Source organism: Streptomyces davaonensis JCM 4913 (genome assembly GCF_000349325.1).
Classification (GTDB): domain Bacteria; phylum Actinomycetota; class Actinomycetes; order Streptomycetales; family Streptomycetaceae; genus Streptomyces; species Streptomyces davaonensis.
In genome coordinates this window covers 8,953,497-8,968,685 of the sequence record NC_020504.1, presented here as the reverse complement: position 1 = coordinate 8,968,685, position 15,189 = coordinate 8,953,497, and the positions used below count along the sequence as shown (strand labels likewise).

Sequence of the window (15,189 nt, the reverse complement as noted above, 5' to 3'; positions counted from 1 at the left end):
CTAGCGGTCCTGTATGCCACGGGACTTGAGGTAGGTGACCGCGTCATCGACGGTCGTGATCTTCCTCGCCTGGTCGTCGGTGATCTCGAACTCGTCGCCGCTGTCGGCCTCTGAGGCGAACTCCTCCTCGAAGCGGATGATGATCTCCACCAGGTCCAGCGAGTCCATGCCGAGCTCCTTGAAGCCCGTGTCGGGTGTCACCTGCCCTTCGTCCACGCCGAGATGGGAGACGAGGATCTGGGTCACCCGGTCGAGAACGGTAGTCACACTGTGTCTCCCTCTGCTCAGACTGGTCATGACGGTTCCGCTATGACGGAAGAGCTGCCCGGCGCGGCGTCGCCGCCCTTGGCCAGGAGTGTGGCGGGCGCCTCGACGGGGATGCCGAGCCCTTCGGAGACCCTGAACCACACGCGTACGTCGGCGACTTGTTTCATGAAGCCCCGGTTGCTCTCGAACATGTCGGCCCGCGCGGGCATCCCGCACGCCTCCATCACGGCGCCGAACACGGCGACCGCCCGGTCCGGCACCCGCCGGAGGTCCTCGGGCCGTTCGCTGCCCACGAGGTCGAGCAGGTCCCCGAAGCCGTCGCCGAGGGCGCTGCCCTGGAGGTCCATGGCGACGTTGCGGCCCACCTCGCTGCGCACGCTCTTGAGGGCGATCGTCATCATCCGCAGGTAGATCTCGGCCTTCCGCAGGATCGGCAGTACCCGGTTGCGGTGGCCGCTCTCCACGGCGCCGTACAGATCGTCCGAGAGGCTCCACACCGTCATCGCGTACCAGTTGGCGGCGATGCGGCACGACACCCAGGCTTCGGGACTGGGCGCGACCGGGGCCGTGCACGCCTCGGACAGGGGCGGGTGTTCGGCGGTGCGGTGGACGGTGGGTGCGGCGGCGCCGTCCGGGTCGACCAGCACGGCGCCGGTGGCGAGGAGTTCGGCGGCGACGGGCCGGGCGAGCGTCCGGACCCCGCCGAGGTCCATCACGAAGCGTGCGACGGCGGGACTGGTGGCGTACAGCGAGCGGTCGGGCCGCAGCAGGAACCCCTCGCCGCCCGCGACCTGTGCCTTCCACCCCTCGGCCAGGTGGAGCCGCAGCTGCCCGTCCGGCGGCAGGTCCTCCGCGGCGGCCTTGAGCTCCTCCCCGAACTCGGCGCCGAGCAGGGCTTCCAGTACGGCGGGCACCTCGGCGCTCCGGTCGGGTCCGGTGCCCCAGGCGCGGCGCATCAGGTCGTTGAAGAGCCGCTCGATGTCAGCGGCGCCCCACGTGTCCTCCGGGGTCCGTACCCGGCGGCCCTTCTCCAGTACGGTCCGGTCGCTGACGAAGGTGATCCCCCGTGCCGCCGCGACGCCTTCGACGGCGGCGAGCAGGGCCTCGCACAGGTACTGGGACCCGGCCGAGAGGTTGCCCGAGCGCAGGTGCACTCCGCCGCGCCGGGCCATCCGCAGGCACAGGGCGCGCGAGTAGTTGTGGATCGCGGCCGACAGGAGGTCTGCCGAACTGTCCTTCAGGAACTCGGCGGTGGTGTCCTCGGTGATCGGGACGCTGTTCACCACCCGGTCGTACAGCCACAGATGGTCGGCCCACCATTCACGGTCGTCCACGGCCGGCGGTGTGCGGCCCTGGTACGGCTCGGCGACCGAGCGGGCCCAGGTGTTGACCCAGCCCTTGGTCTCCTCCCACGCGCTGGGATAGAGGAAGTCGACGTCGACCCGTCGTCCTTCGTGGAAGGAGTGCATCGGCAGCCGGCCGGCCGTGCTGCCCGAGACGAGCAGGTCGAGGTCGGAGCGGGCGTGGCCGAAGCCGGACACCGAGGAGCCGATCAACATGACGCAGTCGTCGTCCGCGAACCGGCCCCGCTCCCGCAGCCGGGCGGCCACGGTCCGCGCGATCTCCAGTTCCTGCGACTGATCCAGCACGATCCCTCCAGGGGTTGACTCATAAGTGCACGATGACGCGGTCCCAACTGCGCAGGGTGACGCACCGGCGCGAGGGCACCGCCTCGGCCGACCGGACCTCGGGGTACGTCTCCAGCAGGCACGACAGCGCCGACCGGCCCTCAAGCCGGGCCAGTTGAGCGCCCACGCAGCGGTGGATGCCGCCGCCGAAGGCCAGGTCCCGTCCTTCCCGGCCGGTGTCGCGGTTGGCGGAGGCGAGCACGAGGAGGACGCGGTCCCCCACACCGACACTCCGGCCCCCGACCACAGCCGGGGAGGCGGCCGTCCGGGCGACGATCTGCACGGGCGAGGTGCGCACGATCAGGTCGTCCACCAGGGCGTCGTCGACCCGCCGTCGCCCGGGGGCACCGGGCGGCAGCGCGGTCAACTCCGCGGCGGCGCCGGCGAGGAAGTCGGAGACGGTCTTGGTCCCGGCGAGGATCAGGAACATCAGCAGCTGCCGCGCCTCGGCATCGCTCAGCCGTCCCGCCTCGACATCGCGGGCCAGGGTGAAGTGCAGCGTCCCCTCCCTCGCCGGTGCGGCGCGCCGTTCGTCGAGACAGGCGCCGAGCGCCCGATAGGCGGTCAGGGCCTGTTCGGCGGTCCGCGCCGTCGCGATGGGTTCGAGTCCGCGTACGACGTCGGACACCCAGTCGGTGACCCGGTCCTCGCTGTGCAGGTCGAGCCCGGTGATGAGGTCGAACACGCGCAGCGGGACCAGGGTGGCGAACCGCGGGACCAGATCGACCCGCTCACCCGGCCGCCCCAGGGCCCTCACCGTATGCCGGACGCACTCCTCCAGGCGCGGGGTCAGCCGCCGTAGCGCCTCGGGGGCGAACGCCTCGCGGACGGCGCCGCGCAGCCGGGTGTGGTCGGGCGGGTCGAGCATGAACAGGGACGGGCGGCCGGGGTCGAGGGTGACGTAGGGGTCGACGAGGTCCTGGGTGGTGGCGTCCGGGCTGCTGCGGAAGACGGTGTGGTCGCGCAGGACCCGGGCGACGTCGGCGTACCGGGTGACGACCCAGCAGTCCAGCAGGCGGCTGTGGTGGACCGGGCTGCGGTGCCGTAACTCGGCGTAGACCTCCTCGGGGGCCCGCTGGAAGGCGTCCCGGAGCGGGTTGAAGGCGAGTCCGGACTCGGCCCGCTCCTCGGCGAGGCACTGGTGCAGCCAGGCGAGCCCTCTGCTCTCGGTGGCGTATCCGCTCCGCATCTACCGCGCTGCCCGGGCCCGTTCGAGGTGGCGCAGGGCGTCCTGCTCGATGCGCCGGACGGCACCGGAGATGTTCTGGTCCTTCGGTACGTCCGCCAGGGCGACGGTCTGCCACCGCCACTGGTCGGCGGCCTGCCGGAAGGCGTCGCGGCAGTGGTCCTGCATCGCGAGGAACGAGGCGTCGCCGTGCTCCCCGGCCAGGCCGTAGCTCTCGAACGGGGTGGTGACATCGCCGGTGACCGCCCGCCAGCGCACGGCCAGCCGTGGGTCGGTGTCGACCCAGTAGCCGTGTGTCGGCCCGAACAGCGCGTGGAAGAGTCCTCTGGCGGTGTCCAGGACGCGCTGCGCCTCGGTGTGCTCGGGGGAGCCGGGGTCGGACAGGCGCTGTGCCAACAGCACGTTCTTCAGGACGTGTTTGTACCCGAAGCTGTCGTTGACGACCACGACCCCGTCGCGCAGCCGCGACTGCACATAGCTGTGCACCCAGAAGCCGCCGACGATCTCCAGGACGGCCGAGGAGAGCAGCGGCCGCGCGCTGTTGCGGGTGACGTCCACCGCGCGCAGCCCGTCCTCGATCTCGGAGAACTTGACGGCGGCGTCGTCACCGGCCAGCAGCGCGCCGAGGTCGTTCAGCGGGTCCGCCGGTACGGCTTCGGCGTACTGGGCGCGCAGGGCGGCGAACGCCACATGGAACAGCACACCGGAGGTGGCCGGCTCGGCTCCCGCCATGGCCCGCTTGAAGTTGACGATCTCCACCTCGTGGCCGCCCGCCCGCAGGGAATCGGCCAGTCCGACGGCGATGGTGCTCTTGCCCGCTCCGTCGATGCCCATCAGGGCGATGTGCAGGCCGTCGCGCTCGGCGTTGCGCTGCGGCCGGTCGGGGCCGGCGTCACGGCGGTGAAGCTCCACGGTACCTCCGATGCTGCGGTTGGGTTCTTGGCTCAGCGGGCTCAGCGGGCTCAGCGGGCGGTCCGGTTCACCTCGCGGCGCCCATGGCGAGGTCGCGTACGTCGTATGTGTCGCCGATCCTGCGGCGGTACTGGACCAACTGGGCGACGGTGATGAGCGGCAGCCCGAACTCGTCGGCGAAGCGGCGCAGATCGGGCAGCCGCTTCATGGTCCCGTCGTCGTTGACCAGCTCGCACAGCACACCCGCCGGGCGGCACCCGGCCAGGCGTACCAGATCGAGCGTCGCCTCGGTGTGCCCGGTCCGGCGCAGCACGCCGCCGGGGACGCCACGCAGCGGGACCACATGGCCCGGCCGGCACAGGTCTCCGGCCGTGGTGGCCGGGTCGGCGAGCAGCCGGATGGTGTGGGCACGGTCGGCGGCCGAAATTCCGGTGGTGACGCCTTCCCGGGCATCCACGGTCACGGTATATGCCGTGCCGCGCCGGTCCTGATTGATGGAGTGCATCGGCGGCAGTTCGAGGCGGTCGCAGTCCTGCGGGGGCAATGGCGCACACACATATCCCGAGGTGTGGCGCACCATGAAAGCGAGCAGTTCCGGGGTGGCGTGCTGGGCGGCGAAGATCAGATCGCCCTCGTTCTCCCGGTCATTGTCGTCCGCCACCACGACCGGCCTTCCGGCCCGTACGGTGTCGATGGCTTCCTCGACGCTTTCGAGTGGGAACATCCCCATCTCCTCTTCCGACATGGCCTTGCACCAGGCGCGAGCGAGGTCAGGAGCGGAGGAGCGCGACAGCCCAGGGCGCACCGGTCGGGTGAACGCGCCGGTGTACGCCAGAATGCCACTACACGCAAACTCCCTTCCGGACTTTAACCGTCGGCCCCGAAATTCCATCGGGTCAACCGGTCGATGGCTTCGACCGGGTCGCGGGCTTTCACCGCCGGTTCGGAATTGCACCGAACCCCGCTTGCGTTGTGTGGATTGAATTTGGCAGCTACATGTTGCCACAGGCCTATGTACGGCGCCAGGCTCTTCCATACACCTCCGGGCCATAAACACCGGTTCTCGGCCGATAATGCGTTTGATCATGTGCCCGCCCGGCGCCGGAGTACGGGGCGTGCGGTGGCGGGCCGGTCCAGGCGCCCGGCCACTCCCCGTACGGTCGGATGGTCGAAGAGGTCCCGGACGGCGAGCTCGCGGCCCAGTTCGGCGCGGATCCGCGCCACCAGCCGTACGGCGAGCAGGGAGTGGCCGCCCAGTTCGAAGAACCCGTCCTCGGGTCCGACCCGCCGCGCGCCGAGCACCTCGCCGAACAGTCGGCACAGCGCCTCCTCCCGGTCGTCGCGCGGGGTGCCGCCGCTCGTGCCCGCGCCGTAGTCGGGGACGGGCAGCCGGGCGCGGTCGACCTTGCCGTTCACCGTCAGCGGCAGCCCGTCGGCCAGGACCACCACCGAGGGCACCATGTACTCGGGCAGCACCTCGGCCACGGCACGTCTGACGTCGGCCCCGACGACGCGGCGTCCGGCCGGTGGGACGACGTAGGCCACGAGCCGCCGGTCGCCCGGCCGGTCCTCGCGCACCACCGCCACCGCCCGGCTCACCCCGTCGACCGCGCCGACGACGGCCTCGACCTCGCCGAGTTCGACACGGAAGCCGCGCACCTTCACCTGGAAGTCGGAGCGCCCCGAGAACTCCAGGACGCCGTCCGCCCGCCACCGCACCACGTCACCGGTCCGGTACATCCGCCCGCCCCGCCCGAACGGGTCGGCGACGAACCGGGCCGCGGTGAGCCCTCCGCGGCCCCCGTACCCGCGGGCCACGCAGTCCCCCGCCACGTACAACTCCCCCCACACGCCGAGCGGCACCGGGCGCAGGCCCCCGTCGAACACATACGCGCGCGTGTTCCAGATCGGCCCTCCGATGGGGACGCTCGGGGTGCCCGAGCGCAGTTCGTCCTGGGTGACGGTGTGGGCGGTGACGACGTGGGTCTCGGTGGGGCCGTAGAAGTTGTGCAGGCGGCGGCCGGGCACGGCGGTGCAGAAGTCGCGGAGTGCCGGTCGCAGGGTGAGGGCCTCGCCCGCCTGGACGATGTCGGCCAAGGCCGGGAGCGGCAGGCCGAGTTCGCGGGCCGTGTCGACGACGGTCTCGACCACCGGGGTGGGCGCGAACAGTTCGTTGACCTCGTGGTGGGCGAGCCAGCGGACCAGTTCGGGAGTGTCCTTGCGGACGTCGTCCTTGGGGACGGCGAGGGTCTTGCCCGAGGTGAGGGCGGAGAAGATCTCGTGGGCGGCCGCGTCGAAGCTCAGTGACGCGAACTGCGCGGTGGTGGTGCCGACTCCGCCGCCGACGGTGTCGGCGTGCCAGGCCATGAGGTTGGCCAGGGCACCCGAGGGGAACTGCACGCCCTTGGGCCGGCCGGTCGAGCCGGAGGTGTAGATGACGTACACGGGGTGGTCGGGGTGCAGAGGTGTGGTGCGTTCGGCATCGGTGAGGTCGGAGTCCGCCTGGCCGGCCATCGTCTCGCGCACGGTGGGGTCGTCGAGTACGACGGTCCGTGTCGTGTCGCCGGCCGGGAGCCGCTCGGCCATGCCGGTGACCGTGAGCGTGCACAGGGGGCCCGCGTCGTCGAGCATGTACGCGATGCGCTCGGCCGGATAGTCCGGGTCGAGCGGCAGATAGGCGGCACCGGCCTTGACCACCCCGAGCAGACCCACCAGCAGATCGACCGAGCGCGGCAGGAACAGCGCGACCGTCTCCTCCGGTCCCGCGCCCATGGCGGCGAGCAGTCGGGCCATGCGGTTCACGCGCGAGTTGAGCTCCGCGTAGCTGAGGGACTCACCCTCGTGGACCAGGGCAACGGCCTCGGGGGTCCGCGCGACCTGGGCCTCCATCATCCGGGGCAGGCTGAGCGAGGGGATGGGCCGGTCGGTGGCGTTCCACTCCACGACCATCCGCTCCCGCTCCCGCGCGGACAGGAGGTCGAGGCTGCCGAGCCGCGCCCCGGGATCGGCGAGGACCGCGTCCAGCAGGCGCCGCAGACTCCCGTTCATCCGGTCGACCGTGGCCGCGTCGAAGAGGTCGGTGGCGTACTCGACGGTGATCTCGATGCCGTCGGGTTCCGCGTCGGGGGTGTGCCGCTCGTCGAGGCTGAAGGAGAGGTCGAACTTGGCGACGCCCAGCGGGGGTTCCTCGGCCTCGATGTCCAGGCCGGGCAGCCGGAACCGCGGCCGGTCGTTGTTCTGGCTCACCACCAGCACCTGGAAGAGCGGGTGCCGGGCCGTCGAGCGCGGCGGCGCCAGGTGCTCGACGAGGCACTCGAAGGGCAGGTCCTGATGGGCCAGAGCGTCGAGGTCGGTGTGGCGGACGCGGGCCAGCAGCTCCCGGAAGGTCGGGTCGCCCGAGGTGTCGGTGCGCAGCACCAGCGTGTTGACGAAGAAGCCCACCAGGTCGTCCAGCGCCGGGTCCGTGCGGCCGGCCACGGGGACGCCCAGGGGAATGTCGGTGCCGGCGCCGAGGCGGGTGAGGAGGGCGGCGATCAGGGCCCGTACGGCCATGAAGACGGTGGCGCCGGACACCCTGGCCAGTCGGTGCAGGGCGCGGTGCTTCGGGGCGTCGATGGTCAGCCCGGTGGCCGCGCCGCGGTACGAGGCGCGCGGCGGGCGGGGGTGGTCGAAGGGGAGCTCCAGTTGCTCGGGGAGCCCGTGCAACGCCGTTCGCCAGTAAGCCAGTTGGCGGGCATACCGGGACTCGGGGTCCTTCGGGTCGCCGAGAAGGCGGTGCTGCCAGAGGGTGTAGTCGGCGTACTGGACCGGGAGAGGTGCGGCGGCTGGGCCTCGGGTGTCGTAGGCGGTGAGGATGTCGCGGGCGAGGGGGGCCAGGGACCAGCCGTCGCAGGCGATGTGATGGACGACGAGTTGGAGGACGTGGTCTTGCGGGGCGAGGCGTAACAGACGGGCGCGGAAAGGGGGTTCGGCGGCCAGGTCGAAGCCTCGGTGCAGGAAGTCGTCAGTCGCGCCGGGGCCGACGACTCGAAGTTCCGGGCGGGTGTCGACGATCTCCTGCCTCGGTTCTCCGTCGGTCTCCGGGAAGACGGTCCGCAGCGCCTCGTGCCGGGCCACCACGTCGGCCAGGGCGGCGTGCAGGGCCTCGGGGTCGAGCGGGCCGCGCAGGTGGAGGGCGAGGGGCATGTTGTAGGTGGCCGTCGGGCCTTCCAGGCGGCCCAGGAACCACAGTCGGCGCTGGGCGTGGGAGAGCGGCAGCCGCGAGGGGCGCGGTACGGGGAGCAGGGCGGGGCGTGGGGCGGCAGGGCGGTCCAGGCATCCAGCGAGTTTGCGGGCCGTCGGGTGGTCGAAGACGTCCCGTACGGACACCTCGCGGTCCAGTTCGGCACGGATCCGGGCCGTCAGGCGTACGGCGAGCAGGGAGTGCCCGCCCAGGTCGAAGAACCCGTCCCCGGGGCCGACGCCTTCGACGCCGAGCACCGCGCCGAACAGGCGGCACAGGGCCGCCTCCCGATCATCGGCCGGGGTGCCGCCGGACGCCCCGGCCCCGTAGTCGGGTTCCGGCAGACGGACCCGGTCGACCTTCCCGTTGGCCGTGAGCGGAAGCCCGTCGTCCAGCACCACGACCGCCGACGGCACCATGTAGTCCGGCAACACCTCCGCCACCGCCTGCCGTACGGCGGCACCAGTGACCCGGCGGCCCGGCAGGGGCGCCACGTACGCCACCAGCCGCCCGCCCCCGCGGACCGTCGCCACCGCTTGGCCGACCCCCTCGACCGTGCCCGCAACCGCCTCGACCTCGCCCAACTCGACCCGGAATCCCCGCACTTTCACCTGGAAGTCCGAGCGCCCGGAGTACTCCAGACCGCCGTCCGCGGCCCAGCGCACGACGTCGCCCGTCCGGTACATCCGCCCGCCGCCCCCGAACGGATCGGCCAGGAACCGGCACGCTGTCAGATCCCCGCGCCCCCGGTACCCACGCGCGACTCCGGCCCCGGCGACATACAACTCCCCCCACACGCCGAGCGGAACGGGACGCAGCCGCCCGTCCAGCACGTACAGTCGGGTGTCGCCCAGGGGCGCACCGATGGGCGGGCGGTTCAGGCGGTCCTCTCGGTCGAGGGTCGCCGCGGTGGACCAGACGGTCGTCTCGGTGGGGCCGTAGACATTGGTCACCTCGCGGGTGCGGGCGTGCAGTTCGCGGGCGAGGCCGCTGTGGAGGGCCTCGCCGCCGACGAGGGCGCGCACTCCGGACAGATCCACGGGACCGGCGTCCAGCAGGGACTGCCAGAGCGCCGGGGTGGCCTGGAGCAGGGTGATGCCGTGTCGGGCGACGGCTCGGGACAGGTGTACGGGGTCTCGGTGTTCGGCGTCGGTGGCCAGGATCAGGCGGGCGCCGGTCATCAGCGGGAGGAAGATCTCCAGGGCGGCGATGTCGAAGGCGACCGTGGTGACGGCGAGCAGTCGGTCCTGTGGGGTCGGCTTCAGGCGCTCGGCGAAGGTGCGCAGCAGGTGGGTGATGTTGCCGAAGGTGACCGCCACGCCCTTGGGTTGGCCGGTGGAGCCGGAGGTGTGGATGACGTATGCGGTGTTGTCGGCGTGGACGGCCGGAGTGGGGTCGCAGGGCACGGCTTGCTCGGGGTTGCGGACGCTGGACTCGGTCAGCAGCACGGCCGGGGCCGCGTCTTCGAGGATGCGGGCGGTGCGCGGTGCCGGGTGGTCGGGGTCGAGCGGCAGATAGGCGGCGCCTGTCTTGGCCACCGCCAGGAGGGCCACGACCAGTTGAGGCGAACGCCGTAAGGAGACGGCCACCAGGTTTTCGGGGCCCACGCCTTGCTGTCGCAGCCGTCGGGCCAGGTCGTCGGCGTGGGCGTGGAGTTCGGTGTGGGTCAGGGTCTCCTCACCGCACTGGAGGGCGATGGCGTGCGGAGTGCGCGTGGCCTGTTCCTCGCAGAGCTGCACGAAGTGCGGTACGGCGGTCACGAGAGCTCCTCCGGTGCGGGGACGGCCAGGAACGGGTCCAGCAGCCGACCGGTCCGCTCGACGGCCGTGGTGAACATGTCGTAGTGGCCGCAGTCGACGGGCACGACGGTCACGCGGCCGGTGACGAACCGGCTCCAGCCGAGGTCCGGCGGTTCGGCCCCGCGGGCCGTCAGCAGGACGAGGTCGCCGTCGTAGCAGTCCGGGACGAAGTCCTGGGCCAGGCGCAGGTGGGTGACGCCGACCTGGAGGACAGCCCGTATGCGGTCGGGTTCCGCGTCGGTCAGGAGGGGGACGCGGGCACGGATCTCCGCGAAGCCGACGTCGTCGTGGCCATCGCACAGGTTCGCGAGGGCCTGACGGGTGAGTTCGTCATCGTCGGCCGGGTCGTCGCTCGTGGGGTGGCTGTCGAAGAGCGCGAGGAGACCGACCTGCTCGCCGGACTGCCGCAGTCGCACCGCCATGGCGTGGGCGATCCGGCCGCCGAGGGACCAGCCGAGGAGGTGGTAGGGGCCCTCGGGCTGGATCTGCCGGATGCGGCGAAGGTAGTCGTCCGCCATCTCCTCGACGCCCGTGGGGAGTTCCCGCCCTGACAGTCCGGGCGCCTGAAGCGCGTAGGCCGGGCGGTCCGTGTCCACGTGCTCCAGGAGCCGGTGATAGCACCAGCTCAGACCGGTACCCGGGTGGACGAAGAACAGCGGAGCGCCCTCGCCCCCGGACCGGAGGGTCAGCAGTGGCTCGGTCCCGTCGGAGGAGGCGTCGGCGAGGTTGCGGGCCAGCCCCGCCACCGTGGGCCACCGGAACACGGCCTGCACCGGAACATCCGTGCCGAACTCCTCACGCAGCCTGCGTGCGAGCCGCACCGCGAGCAGGGAGTGCCCGCCGCTGCCGAAGAAGTCGGTGTCCCGGTCCGGTTCTGGCAGGCCGAGGACGGCGGCGAAGGCACGGGCGACGGCCTTCTCCTGAGGCGTCCGGGGTGCGTTGTCCGGGTCCGTCGAGCGCGTCGGCGGTGCGGGGAGCGGCAGTGCCGCGCGGTCGAGCTTGCCGTTCGGGGTCAGGGGCAGGCGGTCGAGCACGACGATGGCGTTCGGTACCGCCGCCGCGGGCAGCCGCTCGGCCAGCCTGGCGCGCAGCCGCGCGGGATCGGGCGGTGCCTGCGCTCCCGGGGTGACGTACGCGATCAGTCGCTGTTCGGCCGCGTGCAGGACGGCACAGCAGTTGCCCACGCTGCCGTCGGCCCGCAGCAGGCTCTCGATCTCGCCCAGCTCCAGCCGCCGCCCGTGGAGTTTGACCTGCTGGTCCGTGCGGCCCAGGTACAAGAGCACGCCGTCGCGCCGTTGGCGGACGATGTCGCCGGTGCGGTACATGCGGGAGCCGGGCGGGCCGTACGGATCGGCGACGAAGCGGGTGGCGGACAGGGCCGGGCGGCGCAGATAGCCGTCGGCGAGCTGGGCGCCGGCGAGGTACAGCTCCCCCGGGACACCGGGCGGACAGGGGCGCAGGGCCTTGTCCAGCACGTACGTCCGGGTGCGGGCGACGGGCAGTCCGATCGGCACGGGTCCGTCGTCGGCGGGGTCGTAGGGCTGGTGGGTGACGTCCACGGCCGCCTCGGTGGGCCCGTACAGGTTCACCAGCGAGACCTCGGGCAGCGTCTCGTGGAACCGACGGGCGGTTTCCGTGGGCAGTGCCTCTCCGCTGGCGAACACCCGCCGCAGTCCGGTGCAGTCGGCCGCCTCCGGCTCGCCGAGGAACAGGTCGAGCATCGACGGCACGAAGTGGGCGATCGTCACGCCCTGTTCGCGGATCGTGCGGGCGAGTCGCGCCGGGTCGCGATGCTCGTCGGGTCCGGCCACGACCATGACGGCGCCCTCGCGCAGGGGCCAGAACAGCTCCCACACCGATACGTCGAATCCGGCGGGCGTCTTGTGCAGGACGCGGTCGCCCGCCTGGAGGGGGTACTCGTCCTGCATCCACCTCAACCGGTTGTCGATCGCGGCGTGCGGAACGACAACTCCCTTGGGGCGCCCGGTGGATCCGGAGGTGTGGATGACGTACGCGGGGTGCTCGGGGAGCGGCGGACCGGCGGAAGCGCCGGGCCTGCCTGGGGCCCCCACGCGGATGCCCTTCTCGGTCAGCACGCACACGGGCCTCGTTTCGGCCAGCATGTCCTCCACGCGCGCGGTGGGCAGTTCGGGGTCCACGGGGAGGTAGGCGCAGCCCGACTTGAGGACGGCGAGGATCGCGATGACGAAGTCGAGGGAGCGGGGCATGGCGACCGCGACGATGCCGCCGGGGGCCGCGCCCGTCTCGGCCAGGCGCGCTGCGAGTTCGTCCGCTCGCGCGTGGAGGTCGGCGTAGGTCAGCGTCGTGGCGCCGCATACGACGGCGGGCGCGTCCGGGGTGCGGGCGGCCTGGTCGGCGAGCGACTGCGGGAGGGTGGTGACCGGACCGCGGTCGTCGGGTCGTCCTGCGGCGATCAGCTCGCGCTCGTCCGGTGTGCGCAGGTCGATGTCCGCGACCGGGCGGTCCGGATCGGCGACGACGGCGTCGAGCAGGAGGTTCAGCCGGGCCGGGATCGCCTCGGCCGTGTCCGGTTCGAAGAGGTCGGTGTCGTATTCGAGGTAGCCGGTGAGCCCGCTGTCCTCCGTGAGCTGGAATGTGAGGTCCACCTTGGCCGCGGGCGGTCCGTCCACCGGGTGCCGTTCGGCTCGCAGAGCGCCGAAGTCGAGCTGCGCGGCCTCATGGCTCTCGAAGGCGAGCAGGACCTGGAACAGCGGGTGGTGGGCGAGGGAGCGGCTGGGGTTGAGGGCCTCGACGAGGAGGTCGAAGGGCAGGTCCTGGTGGGCGTAGGCGTCCAGGTCGACCTGGCGGACCCGGTCGAGCACCTGGCGGAAGGTCGGGTCGCCGGAGAGGTCGGTGCGCAGGACCAGGGTGTTGACGAAGAAGCCGACCAGGTCGGCCATGGGTTCCTCGGTGCGCCCGGAGACCGCCGCGCCGAGCACGCTGTCGTCGTCCGCTCCGAGTCGGCCGAGCAGCACGGCGAGGAGGGCGTGCACCGCCATGAAGGAGGTGCAGCGGTGTTCGTGGGCGAGTCGGACCAGGTCCCGGTAGCGCTCCGGGTCGCAGGTCAGGGGCGCTCGGGCGCCGTGGTGGCGGGCGGTCGCGGGACGTGGCCGGTCGGTGGGCAGCGCGGGGGTGTCCGGGAGGTCGGCGAGGACGCGGGTCCAGTACTCCGTCTGGCGGGTCCGCAGGCTCCGCGGATCGGTCGGGTCGCCCAGCAGCTCGCGCTGCCAGAGGGTGTAGTCGCTGTAGCGCACGGGGAGTTCGGGCCAGTCCGGGCCGGGCAGGCCGGCGGCGCGTGCGCGGTAGGCCGTGCCGAGGTCACGTATGAGGAGGGGGATCGACCAGCCGTCGACGGCTATGTGATGCGCCGTCAGGACGAGCAGGTGATCCTCCGGGCCGGTCCGGAACAGCGCGGCCCGGAACGGCGGCCGTTCGTCGATCCGGAAGGGTGCCGAGGTCGCGGCCCGCACGGCATCGTCCAACTCGTCCGCGGAGACGGTGGTGACCGTCAACTCGGGGCGGGCGAGGGCCGGTTCGAGGATGATCTGGCGTGGCTCGTCGCTGTACACCGTGCGCAGCGGCTCGTGCCGTTCCACCACGTCCGCGAGTGCCGCGCCGAGTGCGCGCACGCTGACGGGTCCGGTCAGCCGTACGGCCGTCGCCAGGTGGTAGGCCGCTCCCCCGGGGCCCATATGCTCCAGGAACCACAGACGGCGTTGGGCGTGGGACAGGGGCAGCGCCGTCATGATCGGGCCTCGGACGGGAGCGTGGACCGGCAGCGGCCGAGCAGCTCGTCGGTCGTGGTGGCTTTCGGGCCGTCGGCCGCCAGGCGGTGCAGTTCGTCGTCGTACCAGGCGAGCAGCGCGTGCAGGCCCGGCTGCGGAAGGAGTCCGGGGTCGGCACGCACGACGAGTGGCATGTCGGGGCCGCCGCGGACCTTGACGTCCAGGCGCGGGCCGATCTGGCGGTACGGGGTGGTCGCCTCTATGCGGCGAGGCCCGCAGGCGTCCTGCGCATCAGTGGGGACGTCATGGGCCATGAAGTTGAAGAAGTGGTCGAAGCCGAGCGCGATCCCCCGTTCGGCGCGGACGAGTTCGGTCACCGCGTCGAGGTCGTACGTGCCGCAGCGGTACGCCTTCAGGGCGGCGCCGTGGACGCGCCGGGCGTACCGCTCGAAGGGGGCGGCGCCGGGTTCCAGCGGCAGGGGCACGTACTGGTTCATGGAGCTGACGATGGTGCGCCAGGGTGTGGTGAAGCGGTTGCTCGACTGGAGGGTGTGGACGACCCGTTCGGTTCCGGTCACGGCCGCCGTGGCGAGGGAGGTGAGGGCGAGGAGGACGGCCTGGGGCGGTACGCCCAGCCGGTGAGCCGCCGTACCGAGGGCGGAACGGGCGCCGGGCGAGTGGAGGACGGCCTCGATGCGGCCGGGGTGGTGACCGGCCTCGTCCGACACCGGGAACAGCCCTTCCGGCAGGGTGCGCAGCAGGTCGCGCCAGTAGCCGAGGGCCGCCTCGCGGCGGGGGCGCTGGGCGGCGGAGCGTTGATGGCGGGCCAAGTCCCTTGGCTGAGCCGGTGTTTCGTCGAGCAGTCGCTTGCCGTCCGGGTCCTCGGCTCCCATCAACGCGGCAGCCTCGGTGCGCAGCCGGGCCAGGCCGTAGCCGTCGGCGACGATGTGGTCGACGACGATGACCGCGTATGCCGGACGCCCACCGTCGGTGACCACGGTGAAGCGGCGGGCGAACTCCCGCTCCCGGTCGATGGGTCGGCTCGCCCGCTCCCGGCCCGCCGCTTCGGCCTCGGCCCGGCCGGCGCCGGGCCGCTCGACGACCGCCACGTCCACCCGGTCCGGGACCGGCATCACGTACTGTTCCTGGTCGACGAACCGGGTGCGCAGTGACTCGTGGCGGGCGCACAGGGTGTGCAGCACCGCCGTCACCTGGGTGTGCGTGCAGTCGGGCGGCACGGGAATCACGGTGCTCAGATAGGTCTCGGGCCAACGGTCGAGCGGCCAGTCGGTCATGACCCGCCGGACCGAGAGCTGGCCGTACGTCAGAGGGGCGCGGTCGACAGCCGACGTGGTGGTCATGTCCCTTT

8 protein-coding genes and 1 riboswitch are annotated in these 15,189 nt (G+C 72.2%); all 8 genes read right to left on the bottom strand.

Annotated features, from left to right (window positions below; translation table 11 throughout):
- Positions 1-267 carry an acyl carrier protein gene (locus BN159_RS39690; RefSeq protein ID WP_015662715.1) on the bottom strand — a complete coding sequence of 89 codons (267 nt, stop codon included), beginning with the start codon at positions 265-267 and terminating at the stop codon, positions 1-3.
- Positions 268-293: 26 nt separating this feature from the next.
- The gene (locus BN159_RS39685) at positions 294-1,916 is read right to left on the bottom strand and encodes a hypothetical protein (RefSeq protein WP_015662714.1); all 1,623 of its coding nucleotides are present in this window, start codon (positions 1,914-1,916) and stop codon (positions 294-296) included.
- Positions 1,917-1,935: 19 nt separating this feature from the next.
- The gene (locus BN159_RS39680) at positions 1,936-3,144 is read right to left on the bottom strand and encodes a cytochrome P450 (protein ID WP_015662713.1); all 1,209 of its coding nucleotides are present in this window, start codon (positions 3,142-3,144) and stop codon (positions 1,936-1,938) included.
- Complete coding sequence (locus tag BN159_RS39675; RefSeq protein WP_015662712.1) at positions 3,145-4,053, bottom strand: P-loop NTPase family protein; 909 nt, start codon at positions 4,051-4,053, stop codon at positions 3,145-3,147.
- A 67-nt stretch (positions 4,054-4,120) separates the two neighbouring features.
- Complete coding sequence (gene ribB, locus BN159_RS39670; protein ID WP_015662711.1) at positions 4,121-4,777, bottom strand: 3,4-dihydroxy-2-butanone-4-phosphate synthase; 657 nt, start codon at positions 4,775-4,777, stop codon at positions 4,121-4,123.
- A gap of 120 nt (positions 4,778-4,897) precedes the next feature.
- Positions 4,898-5,026, bottom strand: a riboswitch (FMN riboswitch).
- A gap of 110 nt (positions 5,027-5,136) precedes the next feature.
- Positions 5,137-10,035 (bottom strand): non-ribosomal peptide synthetase, encoded by a 4,899-nt coding sequence (locus BN159_RS45940; protein ID WP_015662710.1) that lies wholly within the window; start codon positions 10,033-10,035, stop codon positions 5,137-5,139.
- Positions 10,032-13,841 carry a non-ribosomal peptide synthetase gene (locus tag BN159_RS39660; RefSeq protein ID WP_015662709.1) on the bottom strand — a complete coding sequence of 1,270 codons (3,810 nt, stop codon included), beginning with the start codon at positions 13,839-13,841 and terminating at the stop codon, positions 10,032-10,034. The genes BN159_RS45940 and BN159_RS39660 overlap by 4 nt, the downstream gene beginning before the upstream one ends.
- Positions 13,838-15,181: a condensation domain-containing protein gene (locus tag BN159_RS39655; RefSeq protein ID WP_015662708.1), complete on the bottom strand. Its 1,344-nt coding sequence runs from the start codon at positions 15,179-15,181 to the stop codon at positions 13,838-13,840. The genes BN159_RS39660 and BN159_RS39655 overlap by 4 nt, the downstream gene beginning before the upstream one ends.
- Positions 15,182-15,189: the final 8 nt, after the last annotated feature.